The organism is Pseudomonas sp. ML2-2023-6 (assembly GCF_037055265.1).
Lineage (GTDB): Bacteria > Pseudomonadota > Gammaproteobacteria > Pseudomonadales > Pseudomonadaceae > Aquipseudomonas > Aquipseudomonas kulmbachensis.
In genome coordinates this window covers 3,467,010-3,484,536 of sequence record NZ_CP146347.1, presented here as the reverse complement: position 1 = coordinate 3,484,536, position 17,527 = coordinate 3,467,010, and the positions used below count along the sequence as shown (strand labels likewise).

The following is a 17,527-nucleotide window of genomic DNA, read 5'->3' as shown; positions in this document are numbered from 1 at the left end:
TCCGATAATAAAAGGAGGTCTGGATGTTTATCCGTTTATTGATCCTCGCCAGTGTGCTGGTGACTGGCACAGTGCAGGCCGTTGAAGTTCCCAACCCCCTTGAGCAGGACCGCGGCAAGTTTCGCCCGCTGGTCATCGTTGCCCGTGCAGATGCCGATCCAACGCTGGTGACCCTCAAAAAAGCGCTTGAAGACCCCGCCACCAAGCAGGCGTTTAACGAGCGCAATATGGTGCTTTATACGATTGTCGGGATTACCGGCAAGCGTGATGGCAAGGACCTTGAACCCCAGAGCACGATGTCGCTGATTCGCGGGCTCAAGCCGGGGATGATCATTGATAAGGCCAAGGTGATCCTGATCGGCAAGGATGGTGAGAAGAAGGTCGAGACGGTCGGCGACGTTGACCTTAACGAGCTGTTTAAAACCATCGATGCCTTGCCAGTGGCTGAAAAGGAAACGCAGGCCCCGGTGGCTGTTGAGACTCCAGCCAAAGGCGTTGCGGCGGGCAAGTCGGCCAAGCCGGTAAAACCGGCGAAACAGGTCAAGTCCCTGGACGATTGAAGGCCATTAAAAAGCGCTCAAAAAAAGGCCCGCTGGGGGGAGCGGGCCAAATGGGATTCATTAAAGGAGTGGGGCCAATCTAGACTTGATGATGTGAACGTGACGTGAAAAGGCTGTCGTAAAAACGCAATCCACTTTCAATGTGTGCGGTAAAAATAGAGCCCATCTGTAGCGCTCTGCCAAGCCGGTAATCCTATAGGGTGAGTTCACCGCTCCTCTGACTGCCGGATAATCCCATGCCGTTTTCCCTCGAATTGATTTCTGCCTTCGCACTGTTTGCGTTTGTGTCCTCCATCACCCCCGGCCCCAATAACACCATGTTGCTGGCCTCCGGGGTCAACTTCGGATTCCGGCGCACCATTCCCCATGCCCTGGGTATCAGCTTTGGCTTCATGTTTCTGGTACTGGCGGTTGGTCTGGGGCTGGGCGGGGTGTTCAAGGCCGTGCCCATGGCCTATACCGTGCTGCGATACCTGGGAGCGGCGTACTTACTGTATCTGGCCTGGAAAGTTGCGACCTCGGGGCCGGTTTCCGAGTCGGATTCGGCCCAGGGCAAGCCTTTGGGCTTCTGGGGTGCGGCGGCTTTTCAGTGGGTCAACCCCAAAGCTTGGGTAATGGCCATCGGTGCAATTACCACCTACACCCCGTCCCAGGGTTATATCGCCAATGTGTTCATCATTGCGCTGGTCTTTGCCATCATCAATTTACCCAGCGTGTGCGTCTGGGCGGGCTGCGGCAGTGCGCTACGCAACGTGCTGACCAAACCCAAATGGTTGCTGGCTTTCAACCTGACAATGGCGATTCTGTTGGTGGTGTCGCTGTATCCGATTCTGTTTGAGGTTCATTGAGCCATTCCTGGCTAAGGGTGGCCGTATCGCCAAGATACTCCAGCAGCCAGCTCATGGCCGGGGAATGATTTTTTTGCGACCAGGCTATGCAGGAAGGACTGGCCGGGAAGGGGCGTTGCAAGTTCAGGGCAACCAGTTTGCCTTGCTCGATCAAGGGCTGCGCCAGATGGGCAGGCACCATGCCGACACACAAACCATCGCTGAGGCAGGCCAGCCCCGCGCTCCAGTCGGGCACCATCATTCGGCGCTGGTTGTCCAGGGTCCAGGTGTCACGTTTGGGCAGGTTGCGTGAGGTGTCATCCATGCACAGCGCGGGGTAGGGACGTAGATGATCATCCCCGAGCAACCCGGCAACCGAGGCCAGCGCATGCTGTGGGCTGGACACACACAGCCAGTGCATAAAGCCCATGTCGCGAAAGGCGAAGCTGCCCGTCACTGGCACCGCGCGCGTGGCACCGATGACTATGTCGGTACGACCGTCGACCAGCGCATCCCACACTCCGTTGTACACCTCGTACTGAACGATCAGCTCCACATCCGGAAAGTGACGATAGAAGTCGATCACCATTTGCTGGCATCGCGGATGCTTGATGATCGAGTCCACAGCCACTCGCAACTGGCCGCTCCAGCCGTTTGCAACCTGCTGGCACAGGCGCCGGGTGCCGAGCATTTTTTTCATCACGTCGCGGGCTTCCTTGACAAACATCTGCCCGGCGGGCGTCAGCTCCACATCGCGATGACGACGAACAAACAACGGCACCGCCAACCACTGTTCCAATTGGCGCACGGTGTAGCTGACGGCGGAGGGCACGCGATGCAGCTCCTGAGCCGCACCACTGAAACTGCCGTGGCGAGCCACGGCATCAATTACATCCAACGAGTATTCAGACCACATGGGTTTGCCTTCAAAATATTTGATGCTAGTTGGCAATTATTATCGCTTCACAAGCAAATCCTCAGCCGGATAATACGCGCCAGTCAACAAATTGTTTGATGGCAAGTTTTTGGGTGCACATGAAGAACTCTTTTGGTTTTACCTGTTATCTCGCGGGGCTCAGCATGCTGGGCTATCTGGCGATGGATATGTATCTGCCGGCATTCGGCACGTTGCGCAGTGAATTAGGGCTGTCCGCCGGTGCAGTGGGGGCGAGTCTAAGCATCTTTTTGGCCGGTTTTGCCTTTGGCCAGTTGCTTTGGGGGCCGCTGTCGGACCGCCTTGGGCGCAAGCCGGTGCTGCTGGCAGGTTTGTCGCTGTTCGCGTTGGGGTGTGCCGGGATGTTCTGGGTCGATAACACCGTGCTGTTGCTCAGCTTGCGGTTTATCCAGGCCATTGGTATTTGCGCGGCGGCTGTGACCTGGCAAGCGCTGGTGATTGATCGCTATCCGGCCGATAAAGCCAATCGCGTGTTCGCCGGGATCATGCCGCTAATGGGGCTATCACCGGCCTTGGCCCCTCTGCTGGGCGCCGTGGTGTTGAGCCACTTGGGCTGGCAGGCGATTTTCGCGGTGTTGCTGGGCCTGGCGGTGTTGCTGATCGTGCCCACGCTGCTGCTCAAGGAAAGCCCCCGTTCAACGCCAAAAGCTGTTGCACAGTCGAAGGTGAGCTATTGGCAGATCCTGCGCTCGGCAAATTTCAGCGGTAACGTGATGATCTTCGCTGCGTGTTCGGCCAGCTTCTTTGCCTGGTTGACGGCATCGCCGTTTATTCTCGGTGACATGGGCTACAGCCCAAGCGATATCGGCTTGAGCTACGCGTTGCCGACTCTGGCGTTTATGGTGGGTGGTTACGGCTGTCGCAGTGCCTTGCAGCGGATCAGTGGTCGCACACTGTTGCCCTGGTTGCTGGTTGCCTACTGCGCGAGCATGGTGGGGCTGTACCTGGTCGCGACTCAGACCGAGCCAACGTTGGCCACCTTGCTGATTCCGTTCTGTCTGATGGCGCTGGTGAACGGTGCGAGCTATCCGATTGTGGTCGCCAATGCACTGATGCCGTTTTCGCAAAACTCCGGTAAAGCAGCGGGTTTGCAGAATACCTTGCAGCTTGGGTTGTGCTTTCTGGGCAGCCTACTGGTGTCGACCTTTATCAGCCAGCCACTGTTGATCACCGTTGAGGTGATGCTGGCAACTGCGCCACTGGCGGTACTGGGGTACTTGATTCAGCGCCGCAAGGCCAATGCCCAGGCATTAGCCACCTCCTGAATGTAGCCGCTGGGGGCCGCAGCGGGGTCGCTGCGGGGTCGCTGCGGACCCCAGCGCAGCCAGCGGCAGCGGCGACAGGTGAAGGGGGATCAGGCGATGTCCACCAGCACGATCTCGCTGTCTTCAATCGCCGTTACCCGCAGCACCGACTCGTCTACTGCGGCCACGCCGTCCCGGGCGCTGGCTCGCAGGCCGTTGACCTCGATCACCCCTGTGGCAGGCACCAAATAGGCACGGCGACCGCTGTCCAGTTGGTACTCGGCGGTTTCTCCGGCTTTGAGGTTGGCTGCAACCAGTCGGGCGTCAGCGCGGATGCGCAGGCTTTCATGGTCGCCATCCTTGCCGCTCGCCAGGGTCACGAAGCCTTCGCGCTGACCTTTGGGGAAAGGCTTGGCACCCCACGCCGGGGCATCGCCTTGCTGATTCGGAATGATCCAGATCTGGAAGATTTTGCTCGGCGACGACTCCAGGTTGTATTCGCTGTGCGCAATCCCGGTACCCGCACTCATGACCTGAACATCGCCTGCTTCGGTGCGGCCCTTGTTGCCCAGGTTGTCTTCGTGGCTGATTGCGCCTTCGCGGACATAGGTAATGATCTCCATGTCGCGGTGCGGGTGCTTCGGGAACCCGGTGCCAGGGGCGATGATATCGTCGTTCCATACCCGCAGGTTGCCCCAGTTCATCCGCGCTGGATCATGGTACTCGGCGAACGAAAAGTGGTGATGGGCGTCCAACCAACCGTGGTTTGCGCCGCCCAGGGTGGCGAAGGGTCTGAGTTCAAGCATGATAGGTCTCCTGCGTGGGTCGTGAACGGCTACCCGGTTGATGATGGAATGATTCTCCAGCATCAACATATCGATAAAAAGCTTAAAAAATGCGTTAAACCAATCTAGTTAATGGATGTATTCGAGCATCAGTAAATCGCTATTTACCTTCACTGCATGCTCTAAACGGCTGATGCTCAAGCAATTAGCTAGATCTCAACGCACAATGCGGCGACCATAGCCCATCCGCCCGGACAGCCTCACACCCTGGAGTCAGCGTGCCGCAACACAATCCCGATCTGCCTGATGAACTTGCCCCCATTACCCAATTGCCCTTGCTCAAGCGTCTCGCGGCGCGATTGTTTGGCAGTGGTTTAAGCCGCTTGCGCGCACAACATGCGGCGTCCTGGCTACAGGGCCAGGCTGACGGGTTTCGCAGCGGGCATAGCGCCGGGGTTGATTACGGCTATGCCGAGGGCCATGTCGAAGGGCTGGAAGAGGGCCGCCAGGTGCTGTTTATCAGTGACACGCGTGCGCAGGAACTGCGTGCCCCCGGTATTGATGACAACCTGTTCGATGACTGGCGGCTGCCGCTGGGCCCCGAGCTGAAAAAACAGATCAAGGCCGATGTTGCCGCGATCCTGCCCGAGCACGCTCAGCCCAGCGCGGCGCAGTGGAAGATGATTTTCAGCGATACGCCGTCGACCTCGGTGGTTGCCGGCGCTGGGGCAGGCAAGTCGACGTCGCTGGTGTTGCGGATCTTGCTGTTGACCCACTACCTGGGTTTTGAACTCGATTCGATGACCGTAGTGACCTTTACCCGCGAGTCGCGCAAGGACTTCATCAAGAAGCTGCAGGAAATCTTTGCTCTGTGGGGCCGTACGCTGTCACTCAAGGAAGCACGTGATGTGGTGCGCACGTTCCACTCGCGGATTCTGCCCATGGTGCGCAGCTTGCCCGGATACGCTCAATTGCAGGCATTCGAGACCCTGAATACGCGCAGCTTGCTCAACGACGACGATACCGACAGCAACCCGTTTGACTTGCGCATCAACGATGCTCAGCGTCAGCAGCTCAATGCCTGCTTTCACGAGCTTTACAGTGGCGATGAGCGCTTCCGCCAGACCCTGGCACCGCTGCGCATGCACGCCTTGCAGCTCAAGGAGCTGGAGCGCGACCACCCCGATGTGCAAAAGCGCATGGCCGTGACCGAACTGGCCGCCAAGCGTGACGAAGAACTCTGCGATACCCTCGAAGACCTGTGGTTTGCCGCCGGGGCGTGGCCGATCAAAGGTATCGAGCCCAATCGCGAAACGGTCGAGATCAATGGCTCGCAGTTCCATTGTCACGGCTATATTGCCGAGCTGGATGCGTGGGTGGTGCTGGGCTTCGACCCGCGTGAGAATCCGCAGATCTGCCGTCCCGGAGCCAAACTCAGCGTGCGCGCCGAGTGGGCGGTCAAACGCACCCTGTTTCAAGCTTTCTGTAATAAGCCATTGATTTGGTTGGAAAATTACGATTCTGCAAAGCGTGTTGTAGGCTCGCTGGCCGGTGATGCCAGCGCCGGTCCGGGGTTTGATTACAAACTCAAGGGCGAGTTGGGTTCGGCGCCGTTGCTCGACAGTTTTGTCGCGGCGGCAAGTTTTATCGAAAACCTGGGGCTCGACGTGGCAGCTGCCGTGGCCGATATGCGCTTTGCCAAGGATGACCCAGATCGCTTTTTCTTCGAGGCCCTGAGCCTGTACTGGCGGGCGCTCGAAGCTCACCTGCTGGCACAGACCCCGCCGGTCATGACTTACAACCGCATGTTCTCGTTGTTTGGCGAGAACACCCCGCAGAACTTCAAATTGCTGAGCCATGCACAACTGCGCCCGCTGTCGCACTTGATGATTGACGAGTTTCAGGACGTCTCGCCGCAGATCGTATCGTGGCTGCGCGCCAGCTTGCGCGAGATCCGCAGCCGTGGCCCGGCGATGCATGTGGGGCGCGGGGCCCAACGCTCGTCGTTGTTGTGTGTAGGGGATGACTGGCAATCGATCTACGGCTGGCGGGGCAGTTCGCCCAAGTACTTTATGGAGTTCAACAAAGAGTTCCCGTCGCCTGCCACCACTAGGGTGATGCTCAGCGACAACTTTCGTAGCCATCAACACATCATCGATGCCGCCGAACATATCGTCCGTGCTGCGCCATCGATCCCTGGTAAACGGGCCAAGGCCAGCGGCGAACCCAAGACTCCAGTTCCGGTGAGTGTCTTGCACCGCGACGATCAGGGGTTGGCTGCGCGCTTGATCGAGCATTACAACGCAGGCGATAGCATCTTAATGTTGTATCGAAAAAGCAGCGATAAGTTATTGATAGAAAAGGATATACAGTCTGTAGTTAATGTAGATTCGAGATTGGCACCAGAAGACCGCAGGTTAAAACAACTGACCTATCACAGCTCCAAGGGCTTGCAGGCGGATGCTGTTTTCCTGTTGGGTGACTGTCAGCATCTGACATCGTCCCCGTACAAGAATCAGGTGTATCGCATGGCGGGCCTGGGCAAGGACGGTGACCCCGAGCCGTATGACAATGCGCAGAAAGACGAAATCCTGCGCCTGGCCTATGTGGGTATCACCCGGGCGGTAAAACATTGCTACTGGTATCTGGAAAGTCAGGATGCCCAGGGACCGAATATCCCCAAAGCCTCGGACCGCGTGCCCCAGGGCAAAGCGTTTTTTGATGATTTGCGGCTAAATAACAACAATCAGTAGAAGGAACTCGTTTTGATTAACACCCTGCTTACCAAAAACAATAGTGCCCGTGTGATCGGTTTGGCAGCGCTGGCCCTGTGGATGGGAGGGTGCAGTAACGAGCAGCCGCCGCAGCAGAAAACCGCCGAATTGCCACCTGCGCCCGAGATATCCTCGGGTTTTCGCTCCGACATGATCCCTGTACACGCAACCCGACACATGGCAGCGGCAGCGAACCCTCTGGCAACCGCCGCCGGGCAACAGATGCTGCGAAAAGGCGGGTCTGCGATTGATGCAGCAATAGCCATGCAAGCAGTACTGGCACTTGTAGAGCCCCAGGCCAGTGGCATTGGTGGCGGTGCTTTTATTCTGTACTGGGATGGCGAGCGGGTGCAGGCCTTTGATGGTCGTGAGACGGCCCCGGCAGGTGCCGGCACCGGTATGTTTCTCGGGGCAGATGGCCAGCCAATCCCCTTTGCGGATGCCCAGATAGGCGGGCGTTCAGTCGGGGTGCCAGGGGTGCTCAGAGCACTGGAAATGGCCCATCAGCAACATGGCAAACTGCCTTGGCATGACCTGTTCCAACCGGCTATTCAATTGGCTAGCCAAGGCTTTCCTGTGTCCCGCCGATTGCACGGCCAAATCGCCGCCGACAAATTCATTGCCGACTCCCCGGAAATGGCCAAGTACTTCCTGACCCCTCAAGGGCAAGCTCTGCCAGTCGGTACATTGCTGAAAAACCCGGAACTTGCACGTACCCTGCAAGCCATTGCCACTCAGGGCGCGGACGCGTTTTACCAAGGGCCAGTCGCCCAGGCAATGGTGGACAAGGTCAGGTCCCACGCCCGTCCCGGTACACTGTCCCTGGCCGATGTGAGTGGTTACCAGGCTCAGGAGCGCAAGCCTGTCTGTGGTGACTATAAGCAGTGGCAAGTTTGCGGCATGCCGCCGCCGTCTTCGGGTGGTGTCGCCGTGTTGCAGACCTTGGGCATTCTCGAAGCCCTGCAGAATAAATCGCCAGCGCTGGATCTGGCTGCGATGCCGCCCGTGCCAAGCAACTCTGGCGCAGGTCTGGAGCCTTCGGTGTCTGCGGTGCACCTGATCGCCGAGGCAGAACGTCTGGCCTACGCGGATCGGGCGCTGTATCTGGCGGACAGCGCTTTCGTGCCCGTCAATGTGAAAGGGCTGACTGATAAAGCCTATTTCAAGACACGGGCTGCCCTGATCGGAGACAAGAGCATGGGGCGCGCCAAGGCGGGGGTTCCAGCGGGAATCAACCTAGCACTGGCTCCCGATCGATCCCCATTGCGTATATCCACCTCGCAGATAGCCGCGGTCGACGACCAGGGCGGGGCCATATCGATGACCACCTCGGTTGAAGCTGCGTTTGGTTCCCATGTGATGACCAATGGTTTCATTTTGAACAACCAGCTGACTGATTTCTCGTTTGTGCCTGAGGAAAATGGCAAGCCGGTGGCCAATCGCATCGAACCAGGCAAACGCCCACGTTCTTCAATGGCCCCGACCTTGGTGTTTGACCGTAAAAGTGGCGAGTTAGTCGCAACCATTGGCTCGCCTGGCGGCTCTCAGATAATCGAATACGTCAACAAGGCGGTGGTAGGCCTGCTGGACTGGAAACTGAACCCGCAGGACGCCATCAGTCTTGCCAACTTCGGCAGCCGCAATGTCGGTACGGAGCTCGAGGCGGGTCGTGTCAGCCCGGCGCTGGTGCAGCAGTTGCAGGACCGCGGGCATGAGGTCTCGCTTATCGAGATGACCAGCGGTACGCAGATCATTGTGCGGGATAAAGATGGCTGGGCAGCCGGCGCTGATCCGCGCCGCGAAGGCACTGCACTGGGGGATTGAATACAGCGCCTGTAGCAGCTGCCGAAGGAACGAGGCTGCGTTCGGCGGCGAAGCAGTCGTAAAACCTGAGTCCGCGATTTTACTGATAAGCCACGATTTCAGGTTTTACGACGGCTGCGCCGCCGAACGCAGCCTCGTTCCTTCGGCAGCTGCTACAGGACTTATGTATTCAGGCCTGCGCCTGCCACGTCATCGGCGGCACAAAGCTTTCGAGTTCGTCTTCAACGGACTGGATGATGCGGCCCACTTGGCCGGGCGTCATGACCACCGAGCAGGGGATGCCGGCGACGGCAATCAGGGTTTCACCACTGGCGCGGTCAAACAGCCTGGCGACCATGCTGCTCGGTGCGTCCATGGTTGCCTCGAAGCCCATCGGATGGAAATGCCAGCGCATCAGTTGGCAGGCGTTCGGGAAGGTGACCTTATTGATGTTGCCTTGAGTATTCATAGAGCGATTCCTTTAGCTCAAATTGTGTCAGCGGCTTGATTCTGGCCGCGTGTGTTGACGACTCCTTCGTGATCCAAGCTAGCATCCAAGACTGATAGCGCTAAGCCTTTTTTTGCCCCGCCCTCGGTTGTTTGTCCAGACTTTGATGTGAATCATGTACTTAGGCTGTTTATCTACTGCACGTGCCCATTGAAGGTAGCGCACAAACTCGGCACTCTCTGTTTTTTGCCTTCGAGCGTTCCATGTCAACCCCAGACGACGGCCCCGAGCACACCCGCGCCACTGGCGAAACCGTGATGCGATATCACCTGTGCTGGAAGCATCGGGATCTTGACGGGGTAATGGCGCTTTATCACCCGGATGTGACCTACAACGACTTCTTTCAGAATCGGATCATGCGCCTTGATGAACTCCGCGAGTACGTGCAGTCGTCCATGCCCAGAGAACCGGACGAAGCACTGGAGCACAGTGATCGCATTCGTCTGGATGGCAATACCGCGTTTATTCAGTACCGCATGACCTTGCGCGGCAGTCAGGGACTGGTGGCTTTCCGCGCCAGCGAGGCCATTACCGTGCGCGACGGCCTGATCTGGCAGGTCAACGAATACGCCTCGCTGGTACACGAAGTTGCCGCTAACCCGGCGCGTCAAGGCCCGCTGCGGCCTGCAGTCAGTCGTCTTGGGCTGTCGGCCCGGCAACTGAGTTTTATGGCGCAAGACCTGCAAACCTACTTCGAGCGCCAGCAACCCTGGCTCGACCCCGAGTTGGACTTGCAGCAAGTGGCCAAGGCCTGTGGCTATACGCGCAATCAGATGTCGTATTTGTTCAATCAGGTGCTGGGACAAAGCTTCTATCGCTATGTGAATCAAGCGCGGCTGCGCCATGTGCTGGCCGCGATGGATGTAGCCGAGGTCCAGGTCAAAGTCGATGAAATGGCTTTTTCGGCGGGCTTTAACTCGATATCGGCGTTTTACAGCTGTTTTCGCCAACACACGGGGCAATCGCCCAAGGCTTACGCCAAACAAATTTCTTTGCGGGCACGCACGCAAGACGCGCCATAACGCTAACGACTAGGATCGAGCCATTCTTGGATCGGTGTGGAGTCGGTAATGCCAGCATGGCGCTCAATCAGTTTATGGATGGACCAGCTTGGGGAGGAGCTTGCGCCCCGGCCGTCCCTTGAGCACGATTTGGATGTCGATGTGGTCATTATCGGCGCCGGTTATACCGGGCTGTGGACCGCGTACTACCTCAAACGACATGCGCCTGAACTGAGTATCGCCATCGTTGAAGCGCAAACGGCGGGCTTTGGCGCGTCAGGGCGCAACGGTGGCTGGTTGATGGGCAACCTGCTGGGCGAGGATCGCTTGCTTGCCGGCTTGTCTGCAGAGCAGCGCCGCGAATCCTTCGACTTGCTGCACGGTATTCCCGATGAAGTGAAGAACGTCATCGATCGTGAAGGCATCGACTGCGATTACCGCAAAGGTGGTGCGTTATATTGCGCTGCGCGCTATCCCGAGCAAGAGGTCAGCTTGCGCAGCTATCTGGCCAGTCTTTATGGCGAAGGCTTGAACGAATCTGACTACCGCTGGCTGAGCCCGTCCGAACTGGCGCAGCAAATCCGCGTCGCCAAGCCTTATGGCGGGATTTTCACCCCGCATGTCGCAACCATTCACCCCGCCAAACTGGTACGCGGATTAGCCTGCGCCGTTGAGCGCATGGGGGTGAAGATTTACGAGCAAAGCCCGGTCACAGAGTGGCGTGCCGGTTATGCCCGCACCGCCAAGGCTCAGGTGCGCAGCCGTTGGGTGGTGCCTGCCGTGGAAGGTTATGCCAACACCCTTGCGCCTTTGGGGCGTTATCAATTGCCTGTGCAGAGCCTGATAGTGGCTACAGAGCCATTATCCCAGGCCATTTGGGATCAAATAGGCTTGTCCCACGGCCAGGCCTTCAGCGAAAGCAGTCGTCAGGTCACCTATGGCCAGCGCACCGCGGACAATCGCTTGGTATTCGGGGCTCGGGGGGGGTATCAGTTTGGCGGACGCCTGCGTGAGAACTTCGACCTCAGTACTGACGAAATCGAACTGCGCCGCTACCTGTTTGGTGAACTGTTCCCACAACTGAAAAACGTCGAAATCAGCCATGCCTGGGGCGGCAACCTGGGAATGTCGCGACGCTTTCAGCCGCACATGCTGTGTGATCGCCAACAGGGGATAGCGCTGGCCGGTGGCTACGGTGGAGAGGGCGTAGGGGCCAGTCATTTGGGCGGGCGCACCCTGGCCGACCTGATTTTGCAGCGCGACACCCTTGAAACAAAACAACCATGGGTGTTGACCGAAGGTGGCCTGGGCGCGCTCAAGTCCTGGGAGCCTGAGCCGTGCCGCTGGCTGGGCTACAACGCGATCATTCGTAGCTTTGTGTACGAAGACAAAACCCTGGCCAATCCGGACAGCCCGCCCTGGCGTCGGCAATTTGCCAGCCGCATGGCGGGGTTTATGGAAAGTTTTATGCACTAACCCAACACTTGCGCTTAACAGGAAGCATTCCATGAGCATCACTCAGTTCAAGAACACCGCCCACGTGACCTTGCAAGAGTCTTTCCCGGTGGCCGTACCGCTTGGTACGCCGGTGGCAGTGACGTCGGTGACCTGCGTCGAACGTAACGACGGCGTCGAGACCGGCATCTGGGAATGCACCCCAGGGCGTTGGCGTCGGCAGATCATGCAGCAGGAGTTCTGCCACTTTATTCAAGGCCGCTGCACCTTCACCCCGGATAATGGTGAAACCCTGACCATAGAAGCAGGCGACGCACTGATGTTGCCTGCCAACAGCACCGGAATCTGGGATATCCAGGAAACCGTGCGCAAGACCTATGTATTGATCCTTTGATCGCCGAAACCTGCCAATAAAAACAGCTGCCCAAAATATGCAAGGAATCGACTCATGATCCGTATGACCCTGTTGCCCCTGATGCTGGCCGGTACGCTGTGTCAGGCCGCCGAAACTGTGAAGGTCTATAACTGGTCGGACTACATTGCCCCCGACACGATGAAGAACTTCCAGCGCGATACCGGTATTGCTTTCAGCTATGACGTGTTTGACAGCAACGAGACGCTGGATGGCAAGTTGATGACGGGTTCGTCCGGTTATGACGTGGTGTTTCCATCCAACCACTTTATGGCGCGGCAGATCCAGGGCAAGGCGTTGAAGAAACTCGACAAGAGCCAACTGCCGAACTGGAAAAACCTCAACCCGGTGCTGCTCAAGGCATTGCAGGTCAATGACCCGGGCAACGAACATGGTTTTCCTTACCTGTGGGGCAGCACCGGGATTGGTTACAACATCGCCAAGGTCAAGGCCGTGCTGGGCGACAACGCACCGGTGGACTCCTGGGATCTGATCTTCAAGCCCGAAAACATGGAGAAGCTCAAGTCCTGCGGGGTGGCGATTCTCGATAATGGCCCGGAAATCTTGCCGGCAGCGCTCAACTACCTGGGCTTGCCCCATCACAGCAAGAACCCGGCCGACTACAAGAAAGCCGAAGAGCTGCTGCTCAAGGTCCGCCCTTATATCAGCTACTTTCACTCATCGAAGTACACCAGTGATCTGGCCAACGGCAATATCTGCGTAGCAGTCGGTTTTTCGGGAGATATTCTGCAAGCCGAAACCCGGGCCAAAGAGGCCAATAACGGCGTCGAAATCGGCTATGCGATTCCCAAGGAAGGTGCGGCCATCTGGTTTGACATGGTTGCCATGCCCGCCGATGCGCCAGACGAAAAAGCCGCTTACAGCTTTATGAACTACCTGCTGCGCCCGGACGTGATGGCCGGGATCACCAACCATGTGCATTACGCCAATGGCAACGAGCAGGCCGATGCCTTGGTCAGCCCTGAAATCAAGGCTGACACCAAGGTCTACCCAACCCCCGCAATGATGGACAAGCTGTTTGCGCTGGAGGCCATGCCGCTGAATATTGATCGGGTCCGCACGCGGGTGTGGACCACGATCAAGGCCGGCCGCTGATCAGCGCAATGCTTGCGGGTTAACCAGGTTGGCCGGGCGAGCACCGGCCAATGCCGCCAGCAGGTTCTCTACGGCGCAGCGGGCCATGGCTTCACGGGTCTCAAAGGTGGCCGAGCCGATATGCGGCGTGGCCACTACATTATCCAGTTGCAGCAAGGGCGAGGTCAGCTCCAATGGCTCGCGCTCGAACACGTCGAGCCCGGCGCCGCGAATCTGGCCTTGTTGCAAGGCGTTAATCAGCGCCGCTTCGTCCACTACCTTGCCGCGAGAGATATTGATAAAGATGCTCTCGGGGCGCATCAAGGCAAATTGCTCGGCACCGATCAAACCTTCGGTTTGCGCGGTCAGGGGCAGGGTCAGGCAGATAAAGTCAGCTTGCTGCAACAGCTCATCCAGGCTGCGGTACTGCGCGTTGAAGCGTGCTTCGACCGCAGGCTTGGGTGAGTTGCTGTGGTAAATCACCGGCATCCCGAAGCCAAAGTGCCCGCGTTGGGCCAAGGCCTCACCAATACGGCCCATGCCGATAATGCCCAGGGTTTTGCCATGCACGTCGGTGCCGAAGTGCTCGGGACCGACGTTTTTTTGCCATTTGCCGTTACGCACCATATTGGCCAGCTCCACCACCCGGCGGGCGCTGGCCAGAACCAGGGCAAAGCCTGTGTCTGCGGTGGTTTCGGTAAGTACGTCGGGGGTATTGGTCAGTTGGATCTTGCGCTCGGTCAGGTAGTCGATGTCGTAGTTATCGACACCCACCGACACGCTAGCCACCGCCTCCAGATTTGGCGCCAGATCCAGCAACTGGGCATCCAGCTTGAGGCTTGCACCCAGAATGCCCTGGGCCTGGGGCAGGGCAGCACGCAGTTTGTTCATGCCCTCGGCGTCAAGGCGCTCGATCAGCGTGACATTGGCGTGAGCTTCAAGGCGCTGCATCAGCGCCGGGGACAGTTCTTTGTAGAGCACGACATTCTTTTTCAAGGGAATCACCAACGTTGAATTCAAGAGTGGGCCAGACGTTGCGAAGTGCTGTGTTGCGGCGCAGCAGGGTCTTTGGCAGCGGGTTTGAGCATCAGTGTCAGGAGTACCGAAATCATCAGGGCGCCGCTCATCAGCAGGAAGGACGCGGCTGTTGAGCCGGTCGAGCTGTTCAGATAACCGACCAGGTACGAGCCGGCAAAGGAACCCAACGCGCCCATGCTGTTAATCAGCGCCATGGCGCCACCGGCTACGTTGGATGGCAGGATTTCCGGGATGATGGCGAAAAACGGGCCATAAGGTGCGTACATGCAGCCACCGGCAATCACCAGCAAGGCGTAGGACCACCAGAAGTGTTCGGCACCCAGCATGTAGGATCCGTAGAAGGCGATAGACGCGATCAGCAACGGCGGCCAGACGAAACGTTTCCGCTTTTGCAGTTTGTCCGAGCCCCAGGACACCGCCAGCATTGCGATCACTGCAGCCAGGTAGGGCAGGGCCGAGAGCCAGCCGGCTTCGATCATGTCCATCTGCGCGCCTTGCTTGAGAATTGACGGCAGCCACAGCACAAAACCGTAGACCCCGATGCTCCAGCAAAAGAACTGCAGGGCCAGCAGGATAACGGCAGGGGTACGGAACGCTGCAGCGTAGTTCTTCACCGGCTTGAGGCCCACTTGCTCGGCATCCAGCGCACTTTGCAGGTCCTGTTTTTCCTGGTTGCTCAGCCATTTGGCTTCGCTTGGGCGGTCATCGGCCAGACGCCACCAGATAAAGGCCCAGAGCACAGCAGGCAGGCCCTCGACGATAAACATCCAGCGCCAGCTGTAGTGCTGCACCAGATAGCCCGAAACGACGGACATCCAGAGCATGGTCACGGGGTTGCCCAAGATCAGGAAGGTATTGGCGCGGGAGCGTTCGGCACGGGTGAACCAGTGGCACAGGTACACCAGCATCGCAGGCATCACGGCAGCTTCAACCACCCCGAGCATAAAGCGGATGACGATCAGCCAGTAAGCACTGGAGACCACGCCGGTCAGCGTGGCGAGGCTGCCCCAGAGGATCAGGCTGACAAAGATCAGTTTTTTAACACTGTTTCTCTGCGCATAAATCGCCCCGGGCACTTGAAAGAAAAAGTAGCCAAGAAAGAACAGCGCCCCCAGCAACGACGACAGGCCGGGAGTGATATTGAGGTCTTCGGCCATCCCGGAGGCGGCGGCGAAGCCGTAATTGGCACGGTCAAGGTACGCCAGGCTGTAGGTGATAAACACGATCGGCATGATGTACCACCAACGACGGGCGGCGAGTTTTAGCGATTGCATAGGTGGTGCTCCTGAGCTTGTTTTTGTTTTTACGCAGCAGGTGACGGATCAAGCAGATAAAGGGATTTCAAGGGACGCGGGCAGCGCGTGGTAGGCGTTGAGTTCGGCGCGGGTTGGCAGGCCCTCCATATCGCCACGGCTCTGTACGGCACGACTGCCGATCCAGTTGCCGCGCTCCACGGCCTGGGCAAAACCGAGGTTTTCCAGCAAGGCACTGACCACCCCGACGGCAAAGCCGTCCCCGGCGCCGACGGTGTCGATGACGTTGGCGACCGGCACGGCCGCAACGAACTGTTCAATCTGGGCCGTGCGATAGAACGCGCCTTTGGCCCCCAATTTAATAACCACCGCCTCAGCACCTTGGTCGAGGTAGAACGCGGCGATGTCGGATGGGTCGTCGTAACCGGTCAGCAAACGGCCCTCGCTCAACCCCGGCAATACCCAGTGGGCATGGGCGGCGAGGGCGTTGATGTCGCGAATCATCTGTTGTTCGCTGGCCCACAGTGAAGGGCGCAGGTTGGGGTCGAAGGACACGCTGTTGCCCGCGGCGCGCATCGACTTCATCAGCTCAAAGGACAATTCGTTGCAGCTTGCCGAGAGCGCAGGCGGGATGCCGGTAGCGTGCAAATGCCGGGCACCGAGCAACTCCGGGGTAAGTGCAGAGCGGTTAAGGTGGCTGGCGGCAGAGCCGCGGCGGAAGTACTCCACCTGTGGGTCGCTGCCATCGTCAACCCGGGATTTGAGCTGGAAACCGGTCGGGTGTTGCGGGTCGACTTCGACATGCTGGCAGTTCAGCCCTTCGGCTTGCAGCGTATTGAGTATAAAGCGGCCCAGGGAGTCCGCACCCACGCGACTCAACCAGGCCACATTGAAACCCAGACGCGCCAGGCCAATGGCGACGTTGCTGTCAGCCCCGGCGATACGTTTGTGGAATTGCTCGACCTGCGCCAGATCGCCAGTGTGTTCGGCGACCAACATGGCCATGGTTTCGCCAAACGACAACACATCAACTTTAGACATGGCTCAACTCCTGCTGTTGTTGGCTCAAGCGGGCCAGCACGGCAACGTGTTCCAGGGTCAGTACGTCGAGGTTCGACCCCTGCAACGGATATTCAATTGCGCGGGTCAGGCCATGGGGCATATGGGTCATCAGGTGTTGCCACTGCTGCAAGTCGGTGGCAGTCGGTGGCGTGGCAATCAGTTTGCCGTCCGCGCGACGGCTCACGCCTTTGCAGTGCAGGTAAGTGACGTAGCGGCCCAGCAGGCGGGCGGCGGTGCTGGCCGATTGGTCTTGCCAATGCCAGTTGCCGATATCGAAGGTCATGCTGATCGGCGCTTGCTGCTGCTCGACCTGATCAAAAAAGCGCTGCATCGGCTCGATGCGACCGCCGTAGGAGGTCTGGTCATTTTCCACCAGTAACTGCACCGGCTGCTGGTTCAGGCAGGCCGCCAGGTTTTGCAGGTCACAGTGTTCGGTGAAATAGCCCAGGGATACTTTCAGCCATTTGGCGCTGAAGGCGTGGGCTCGCTGCAACGTAGCCTGCAGTTGGGTATTGGGCCGCGATTGTCCGGCTTCCCACAGTTCCAGTGGCGACGAAAACACACATTCAAGCCCCTGTTGCTGAACGGCCTGGCTAAAGGTGCTCGGGTCTTCGCTGGTCAACAACTCTTCGCGCAGTTCGATACGGGTCACACCGGCCTTGGCCAGCAATTCAATGAAGCTGGTTTGTCCGCGCTGGCGAACCAGATCGGCGCCGTAGCTCGAGAGGCTGATGGAAACGGGGAATGTAGTCATT

At 58.4% G+C, this 17,527-nt stretch carries 16 protein-coding genes; 9 read left to right on the top strand and 7 right to left on the bottom strand.

The genetic code is table 11. The features are described 5' to 3' along the window. Positions 1-23 precede the first annotated feature (23 nt). Entirely contained in the window at positions 24-560 is a 537-nt protein-coding gene (locus V6L79_RS15900) for a DUF4174 domain-containing protein (RefSeq protein WP_338579152.1), read from the top strand. A 236-nt stretch (positions 561-796) separates the two neighbouring features. Further along, entirely contained in the window at positions 797-1,408 is a 612-nt protein-coding gene (locus tag V6L79_RS15895; RefSeq protein WP_261738342.1) for a LysE family translocator, read from the top strand. Here V6L79_RS15895 and punR read toward each other — a convergent pair. Then, complete coding sequence (gene punR / locus V6L79_RS15890) at positions 1,344-2,303, bottom strand: DNA-binding transcriptional activator PunR (protein ID WP_321833203.1); 960 nt, start codon at positions 2,301-2,303, stop codon at positions 1,344-1,346. The genes V6L79_RS15895 and punR overlap by 65 nt on opposite strands. A 119-nt stretch (positions 2,304-2,422) precedes the next feature. Between punR and punC the strand changes: the two genes are divergently transcribed. Then, on the top strand, positions 2,423-3,607 hold the full coding sequence (punC, locus tag V6L79_RS15885; RefSeq protein WP_261738340.1) for a purine nucleoside transporter PunC: 1,185 nt from the start codon (positions 2,423-2,425) through the stop codon (positions 3,605-3,607). Positions 3,608-3,696: 89 nt separating this feature from the next. On the opposite strand, the gene V6L79_RS15880 is transcribed toward punC, so the two are convergent. Further along, entirely contained in the window at positions 3,697-4,392 is a 696-nt protein-coding gene (locus V6L79_RS15880) for a pirin family protein (RefSeq protein ID WP_321833200.1), read from the bottom strand. A 257-nt stretch (positions 4,393-4,649) separates the two neighbouring features. Between V6L79_RS15880 and V6L79_RS15875 the strand changes: the two genes are divergently transcribed. Then, positions 4,650-7,124, top strand: a complete 2,475-nt coding sequence (locus V6L79_RS15875) for a UvrD-helicase domain-containing protein (RefSeq protein WP_338579151.1) — start codon at positions 4,650-4,652, stop codon at positions 7,122-7,124. A gap of 81 nt (positions 7,125-7,205) precedes the next feature. Then, complete coding sequence (ggt, locus tag V6L79_RS15870) at positions 7,206-8,969, top strand: gamma-glutamyltransferase (RefSeq protein WP_261742433.1); 1,764 nt, start codon at positions 7,206-7,208, stop codon at positions 8,967-8,969. A gap of 169 nt (positions 8,970-9,138) precedes the next feature. Here ggt and V6L79_RS15865 read toward each other — a convergent pair whose 3' ends face one another. Next, complete coding sequence (locus V6L79_RS15865; protein ID WP_261738337.1) at positions 9,139-9,417, bottom strand: DUF1652 domain-containing protein; 279 nt, start codon at positions 9,415-9,417, stop codon at positions 9,139-9,141. 242 nt (positions 9,418-9,659) lie between these two features. Here V6L79_RS15865 and V6L79_RS15860 point away from each other — a divergent pair, with 242 nt between their 5' ends. From V6L79_RS15860 to V6L79_RS15845, 4 genes are read left to right on the top strand one after another with little or no spacing between them, the layout of a single operon-like run. Continuing rightward, positions 9,660-10,478 (top strand): helix-turn-helix domain-containing protein, encoded by an 819-nt coding sequence (locus V6L79_RS15860; RefSeq protein WP_321833196.1) that lies wholly within the window; start codon positions 9,660-9,662, stop codon positions 10,476-10,478. A gap of 48 nt (positions 10,479-10,526) precedes the next feature. Next, a complete protein-coding gene (locus V6L79_RS15855) occupies positions 10,527-11,933 on the top strand; it encodes an FAD-binding oxidoreductase (RefSeq protein ID WP_261738335.1) in 1,407 nt (468 codons plus the stop codon). Between the two features lie 31 nt (positions 11,934-11,964). Then, positions 11,965-12,306: a cupin domain-containing protein gene (locus V6L79_RS15850; RefSeq protein ID WP_261738334.1), complete on the top strand. Its 342-nt coding sequence runs from the start codon at positions 11,965-11,967 to the stop codon at positions 12,304-12,306. Between the two features lie 54 nt (positions 12,307-12,360). Further along, positions 12,361-13,440 carry a polyamine ABC transporter substrate-binding protein gene (locus V6L79_RS15845; RefSeq protein WP_261738333.1) on the top strand — a complete coding sequence of 360 codons (1,080 nt, stop codon included), beginning with the start codon at positions 12,361-12,363 and terminating at the stop codon, positions 13,438-13,440. Here the strand turns inward: V6L79_RS15845 and V6L79_RS15840 are convergent, their stop codons facing one another. The 4 genes from V6L79_RS15840 to V6L79_RS15825 are packed head-to-tail and all read right to left on the bottom strand — an operon-like array spanning position 13,441 to position 17,526. Next, positions 13,441-14,415 (bottom strand): D-glycerate dehydrogenase, encoded by a 975-nt coding sequence (locus V6L79_RS15840; protein WP_261738332.1) that lies wholly within the window; start codon positions 14,413-14,415, stop codon positions 13,441-13,443. A gap of 20 nt (positions 14,416-14,435) precedes the next feature. Next, positions 14,436-15,731 carry an MFS transporter gene (locus V6L79_RS15835; protein WP_261738331.1) on the bottom strand — a complete coding sequence of 432 codons (1,296 nt, stop codon included), beginning with the start codon at positions 15,729-15,731 and terminating at the stop codon, positions 14,436-14,438. 48 nt (positions 15,732-15,779) lie between these two features. Next, positions 15,780-16,751, bottom strand: coding sequence for a sugar kinase (locus V6L79_RS15830; protein ID WP_261738330.1), 972 nt, complete (start codon positions 16,749-16,751; stop codon positions 15,780-15,782). Next, the gene (locus tag V6L79_RS15825; protein WP_338579150.1) at positions 16,744-17,526 is read right to left on the bottom strand and encodes a TIM barrel protein; all 783 of its coding nucleotides are present in this window, start codon (positions 17,524-17,526) and stop codon (positions 16,744-16,746) included. The genes V6L79_RS15830 and V6L79_RS15825 overlap by 8 nt, the downstream gene beginning before the upstream one ends. Between the last annotated feature and the right edge of the window lies 1 nt (position 17,527).